This window comes from Pseudokineococcus marinus (assembly GCF_013004605.1).
GTDB classification, from domain to species: Bacteria; Actinomycetota; Actinomycetes; order Actinomycetales; family Quadrisphaeraceae; genus Pseudokineococcus; species Pseudokineococcus marinus.
Genome location: NZ_JABEMA010000403.1, coordinates 1 through 2,255, shown reverse-complemented (window position 1 = coordinate 2,255; position 2,255 = coordinate 1). Strand labels below are relative to the sequence as shown.

Sequence of the window (2,255 nt, the reverse complement as noted above, 5' to 3'; positions counted from 1 at the left end):
AGCCCGGGCGGGCGCTGCCGCTGCTGGAGCCGTCGTCGACCTCCCTCCTCGCCGGGGCGCCGCAGCCGCCTCCGCCCCCGATGGCCTGGGAGGTCCCCGGCCGCGTCGGGACGGCCCGCCGTGACGCGAGGGAGGCCGACGAGCTCGAGGAGCGGCGGCGACGGGCCGCCGCCGACCGCGAGCGCGCGGCCGACGTGCTGCGCTGCACCGGCGGGTGACCCGTCGGGCGCCGGGCGCGGTCGTCCCCGGTGGGCCGCCCCGAGGTCCCAGGACCGAGCTCAGTCGTCCGGGTCGGCGGTCTCGTCCGGAGCGGCGCGTGGTGCCTCCAGGTCGGCCCACACGGCGCGGTGGTCGGTGCCGTGCACGTGCTCGGCGCCCCCCGCCCGCACGTGCAGGCCGTGGACGAGCACGTGGTCGAGGGCGAGGACGGCGCTGGCCGGCCCGACGTCCGGCCACGTCCGGGGCCGACCGCCCCCGAGGCGACGCGCGGCCAGCACGAGCGGTCCGCGCGGCGCGAGCAGGCGTCGCAGCGGCGGGTGGTCCGCCGTGGCGTTGAGGTCGCCCAGGACGACGAAGGGCGCGGCGGGCACCGCCGCGGCCTGCTCGCGGGCCCACCGCTCGAGGGAGCGCAGCTGCCGGCGCCAGGGGCCGACGTCCCGCAGGGCGGGGTAGTACGGGTGCACCGCCCGCACGAGGACCGACGGCGCGCCCGGCGGCCGGAGCCGGACGAGGGGGTTGTCGCTGGTCCGCTCAGCCCCCTCCGGCGGCTCCGCGGAGCCGCGCGCGGGCAGGGACCCGAGGCGCTCGTCGGCGACCTCCTCGACGGGCCAGCGGGACAGGAGGAGCGTCCCGACGCCGTCGTCGGCCGCGCGCCCGGCCCGGTGGGGCAGAGCGGCGGCGACGCCCGCGCGCTCGAGGGCGGGCAGCGCCGACGGAGGCACCTCCACGAGCGCGAGCACGTCCGGGTCCAGCCGTCGGACGAGCGCCGCGGTCGCCGCCGCGTCGGCCCGCCCGTACCAGGTGTTCACCGCGGCCACCCGGACCCGCACCCGTCGTCCTCGCTCGCCGTCCGGGGCGCCCGGGGCCACCCACCAGCCGGGCAGGGCGAGCGCGGCGTGGACGGCGAGCAGCGCCCCGGCGGCCGCAGCCGGCCCGGCGGCGCCCGCGACGAGGGCCCGCAGGAGCAGCAGCAGCGCCAGAGGTCCCACGACGGGGACGAGCGCCTGGGCGCGCACGACGAGCGGGGCGAGCGGCCGGGCGGGGTCGACGTCCCACCACCGGAGGGCGGTGACCGCCGCGCCGAGGGCGAGGACGACGAGCTCGAGCACCGTCACAGCTCCTCGCCCGCGCAGGCGCGGCCCACCGCGAGACCGACCGCCGTGCCCGCGGCGAAGGGGTCGAGGTCGAGCCGGACGCTGGCGGCGCCGTCGTCGCCCTCGCGGCGGACGGCCTCGAGCACCACGTCGACCACCAGGTCAGGCGTCTCGAGCGCGACGTCGCAGCTCGGCGGGTCGGCCCGCAGGAGCACCTCCGTCGTCGTCGAGGGCTCGACGACGCCCGTCTCGGCGAGCGCGAGGCCGGCCGCGCCGCCCGAGAGCACCCGGACCTCGTAGGAGGCGTCGGCGTCGTTGCGCACGCGCAGGACGAGGCCCTCCTCGGTGCTGCGCTGGTCCACGACGGCGGGCGTGAAGGCGGGGGAGGCGACGGCGAAGGAGCAGGCCTCCGCGAAGGCGCCGTCGGGGACGTCGGCGCCCTCGGCGGGCACGACGTCGGGGGAGCGCAGCACGGTGACGGGCACCTGCGCCGTCCCGGAGTCCGTGCGGACCACCAGCCACGGCTCCCACGGGGGCGGGTCGCCGCAGGTGCCGGGCACCACGACGCGGACCTGGGCGGTGCCCCCGGCGGGGAGCTCCGCCACCGGCTCGGCCCCCTCTCGGCGCACGACGGGCGTCCGCCCGTCCGGCACGACCTCGCCGAGCAGGCGCCCCTGGTCGTCGCGCGTGCCGCCGCCGAGCACGAGGACGTCGTCGTCGCCGGTGTTGCCCACGACCATCGTCAGGGACAGGTCCTCGCCCTGGCCCCAGGACGCCCCGTAGCCCACGGGGTAGGCGCCGAGGGAGACGAGGCGCGCACCCTCCGGGTCCGAGCCGCGGGAGGCGAGGGCGACGCCGCCCGCCCCCGGCCCGGGGCGGTGGCAGCATCACGGGCGTGCACGAGGACCTGGCCGCCTGCCTGCGGGCGTGGCGCTCCCGCCT

The 2,255-nt window shown here is 80.2% G+C and carries 3 protein-coding genes; 1 reads left to right on the top strand and 2 read right to left on the bottom strand.

Annotation, left to right across the window (positions count from 1 at the left end; translation table 11 throughout):
• Positions 1-218: hypothetical protein (locus tag HLB09_RS15975; protein WP_171204302.1), on the top strand; the 218-nt coding region annotated here is incomplete at its 5' end.
• 60 nt (positions 219-278) lie between these two features.
• On the opposite strand, the gene HLB09_RS15970 is transcribed toward HLB09_RS15975, so the two are convergent.
• Complete coding sequence (locus HLB09_RS15970; protein ID WP_171204301.1) at positions 279-1,334, bottom strand: endonuclease/exonuclease/phosphatase family protein; 1,056 nt, start codon at positions 1,332-1,334, stop codon at positions 279-281.
• Positions 1,331-2,101: a hypothetical protein gene (locus HLB09_RS15965; RefSeq protein ID WP_171204300.1), complete on the bottom strand. Its 771-nt coding sequence runs from the start codon at positions 2,099-2,101 to the stop codon at positions 1,331-1,333. The genes HLB09_RS15970 and HLB09_RS15965 overlap by 4 nt, the downstream gene beginning before the upstream one ends.
• Positions 2,102-2,255 lie beyond the last annotated feature (154 nt).